Origin of the sequence: Lentzea aerocolonigenes (genome assembly GCF_000955955.1) — a bacterium.
Lineage (GTDB): Bacteria > Actinomycetota > Actinomycetes > Mycobacteriales > Pseudonocardiaceae > Lentzea > Lentzea aerocolonigenes_A.
Window position 1 is genome coordinate 1 of sequence record NZ_JYJG01000297.1, and the last position, 3107, is coordinate 3107.

Genomic DNA, 3107 nt, shown 5'->3' on the forward strand with positions numbered 1-3107 from the left:
GGCGGTGTGTTCGGAGATGCCGAGGACGTCGGCGATCTTCGCGAACGGGGCGCGGCCGTCGATCTGGAGCGCGTGCGCGAGTCTCCGGTCGATGGATTCCACCTTCTCGACTCTAGTTCGTGGCGGATTCCGCCGCATTCCTGGTTCTGGACGATGGATTGGGCACGTGGTTGGAGAGGCTGGACGCATGGTTGATTTCGAGGGGTTCTACCGCGGTGGCGAACTGGTCGAGGGCGTGCCGCACACCGGCGTGCCGTGGGACATCGGGGCGCCGCAGCCGATCGTCGTGGCGTGGGAGGCCGCCGGGCGGTTCCGCGGGCACGTGCTGGACGCCGGGTGCGGGACGGGTGACAACGCGCTTTTCCTGGCGTCGCGCGGCTTGCGGGTGACGGGTGTCGACATCGCGCCGACCGCGATCTCCACTGCCCGGTCGCGGGGTGACGGCGTCGAGTGGGTCGTCGGCTCGTCGTTCACCGGGCAGTTCGACACCGTGCTGGCGAGTGCGTTGTTCCACTGCTTGCCGGTCGAGGAGCGACCTGGACTGATGGTGGCGTTGCGGAACGCGGCCGTGGACGGCGCGTTGCTGAACCTGACGTCGTTGGCGGTCGAGGGCGGGCCGTTCGAGGTGAGCGCCGCCGAGCTGCGTGCCGCGGTGGAGGACGCCGGCTGGGAGATCACCCGGTTCGGTTCGGACGTGATCCCCGTGGCCGGTGTCGACGACCTGCCCACCCTGCCGGTGTGGGTCGTGGAGGCTACCGCAGCGAGTCGAAGTGCCTGCGCAGCAACGACACCGTGAGCTCAGGGGTCATCCGGTCCGGGTGCAGCACGCCGTCGACGGTGAGGCCGTTCAGCAGTGACGCGAGCCGTTCCGCTTCCAGCTGAACGTCGATGGCGCCCACCGTGCCGTTCGCGGCCATGACTGTCAGAGCTCGGTGGCACAATTGGCGGAGTCCGTCGTAGAGCCGTTCGGCGTGCGGCCTGAGCGACGGGCGGGTGCGTGCTGCCGTCGCGAAAGCCAGCCACAGCACGGCTTCGTCGCGCCTGCGGTCGTCCAGCGGCAGCACCTCGGACAGCACGCGTTCTCCCGGTCGGCGGAGATCTCCCGTGCGGTCGCCGAGTGTCTGGACGTGGGCCATCACGCGTTCGTCTATCGAGTGGATCAGAGCCTCGACAGCAAAGATGATCATGTCGTCGTGGCTGTCGAAGTAGTGCCGGATCGAGCCGATCGCGAGACCGGCTTCCACGGCCACGTTGCGCAGTGAGGCCTGCTCGACGCCGTCCCGCACGACCACGCGGAACACCGCCTCGGCGACGGCTTGGCGGCGGGCGACCGGATCGACGACTCTCGGAGACACCTCCCTTTTGTAGCATGACCCTGCTATTTTAAGTAGCAGGGTCATGCTACTAAGGGGGATGCAATGACATATGTGCTGATAGCGGCCGGTGTGCTGTACGTGTTGGTGCGCCGGTTCATGGGCGAGCCCTTGAACGCCCGGGATCTGCTGGCGCCACCCGCGTTCCTGCTGTTCTTCGGGATCCGCGCGGTGGACGGCTTCCACCTGATCTACCTGCTGCCGTTGGCCGTCGGGTTCGCATTCGGCGCACTGCGAGGCATGACGATCAAGCTGTTCGAGCGCGACGGGCACCTGTGGCAGCGGTACACGCCGTGGACGTTGCTCGTGTGGGTGACGTCGCTCGGCGCGTCGCTCGGGCTGGGCCTGCTGGTCGGCGGGCACGCGCCGACACAGCTGTCGATCGGCGTGAGCATGCTCGGCGAGTTGTTCAGCATCGGGGCCAAGGCGCTGAACACCGGAATTCCGTTCGCTCCTGACCGGAAACCGCTGTCCAGCAACGTCCGCGAGCGGTTCCATGAGAGGCATGGATCGTCGTGATTTCCTCGTGGGGACCGGACTCATCGCCATCGCGCCGACCGCCGCGTCGGCCGCACCGGGACTGGACTGGGGTGCCGTGCGCCGCGAGTTCAGGCTGGACCCGGCGCTGACCAACCTCGGGCTGTTCTACCTGGCGTCGAACCCTCGCCAGGTCCGCGCGGCGGTCGAGACGTTCAAGCGCAGGCTCGACGCCAACTCGCACGACCTGATGCCGGCTCAGGCCGACGAGGTGGCCGCGGCGCTCGGGCGGTACGTCGGGGGCGCGGCGGACGACATCGCGTTGGTGCCCAACACGACCATCGGGCTGTCGATCGTCTACGGCGGGCTGCGGCTGCGCGCGGACCAGGAGTTGCTGCTCAGCGACCAGGACCACGCGTGGCACCAGCAGGCCGCCCAGCTGGCGGCGGGACGGGTCGGGGCGAAGGTCAGGATCGGGACGCTGTACGCCGATTCGGCCCGCGTGACCGAGGACGAGGTCGCCACCCGGTTGCGCGGGGCCATCACGCCGCAGACGCGTGCCGTCGGCATCACCTGGGTGCAGTCGAGCACGGGCGTCCGGATGCCGGTGCGGGCGTGTGCTGCTGTGGTGGCCGAGGCCAACAAGGGGCGTTCTCCTGAAGACCGCTGCCTGCTCATCGTCGACGGCGTGCACGGACTGGCCGCCGTCGACGACGACGCGGCCCGGCTGGGTGCCGATGTTTTCGTCGCGGGCACGCACAAGTGGCTGTTCGGACCGCGCGGTACCGGCATGGTCTGGGTGAACCCCCAGGTGAGCAACCAGATCTCGCCGTTGCTGCCGAGCCTGAGCAACCGCAGCGCGACGGCGGCGCTCGGGCCCGGCGGGTTCCACGCGTTCGAGCACTACTACGGGGTGCGGGCGGCCGTGGAGTTCCACCAGCACCTGGGCCGCGACCGGGTGGCGGCTCGTGTCGCCGAGCTGGCTGCCCGCTTCAAGGACGGGCTCGCTTCGATCCCCGGTGTCGTGATCCACACGCCGCGCGATGCTTCGATGTCCGCCGGACTGGTTTGTTTCGACGTTGGCGGGCAGACCGGAGACCAGGTCGTGGCGCGGCTTTCCCAGAAACGCATCCAGATCACCACGGCGGCGTACCGGATCCCGTACGCGCGGGTCGGTACCTCCATCCTGAACACGCCCGCGGAGATCGACCGGACGTTGAAGGAGATCCGCGCGCTCTAGACGGTTGATTCCAAGGG

Annotated in this window: 5 protein-coding genes; 3 read left to right on the forward strand and 2 right to left on the reverse strand. The window is 68.6% G+C overall.

Annotated features, from left to right (window positions below):
* A partial coding sequence (locus UK23_RS52090; protein ID WP_330770409.1) for an AsnC family protein occupies positions 1–189 on the reverse strand: 189 nt, incomplete at its 3' end.
* Between UK23_RS52090 and UK23_RS33825 the strand changes: the two genes are divergently transcribed.
* Positions 188–796: a class I SAM-dependent methyltransferase gene (locus UK23_RS33825; protein ID WP_052685308.1), complete on the forward strand. Its 609-nt coding sequence runs from the start codon at positions 188–190 to the stop codon at positions 794–796. The genes UK23_RS52090 and UK23_RS33825 overlap by 2 nt on opposite strands.
* Here the strand turns inward: UK23_RS33825 and UK23_RS33830 are convergent.
* Positions 753–1355 carry a TetR/AcrR family transcriptional regulator gene (locus tag UK23_RS33830; protein ID WP_231114805.1) on the reverse strand — a complete coding sequence of 201 codons (603 nt, stop codon included), beginning with the start codon at positions 1353–1355 and terminating at the stop codon, positions 753–755. The genes UK23_RS33825 and UK23_RS33830 overlap by 44 nt on opposite strands.
* Positions 1356–1418: 63 nt before the next feature.
* Here UK23_RS33830 and UK23_RS33835 point away from each other — a divergent pair, with 63 nt between their 5' ends.
* Entirely contained in the window at positions 1419–1892 is a 474-nt protein-coding gene (locus UK23_RS33835) for a hypothetical protein (RefSeq protein ID WP_045315796.1), read from the forward strand.
* Entirely contained in the window at positions 1879–3090 is a 1212-nt protein-coding gene (locus UK23_RS33840) for an aminotransferase class V-fold PLP-dependent enzyme (RefSeq protein WP_045315797.1), read from the forward strand. The genes UK23_RS33835 and UK23_RS33840 overlap by 14 nt, the downstream gene beginning before the upstream one ends.
* Positions 3091–3107: the final 17 nt, after the last annotated feature.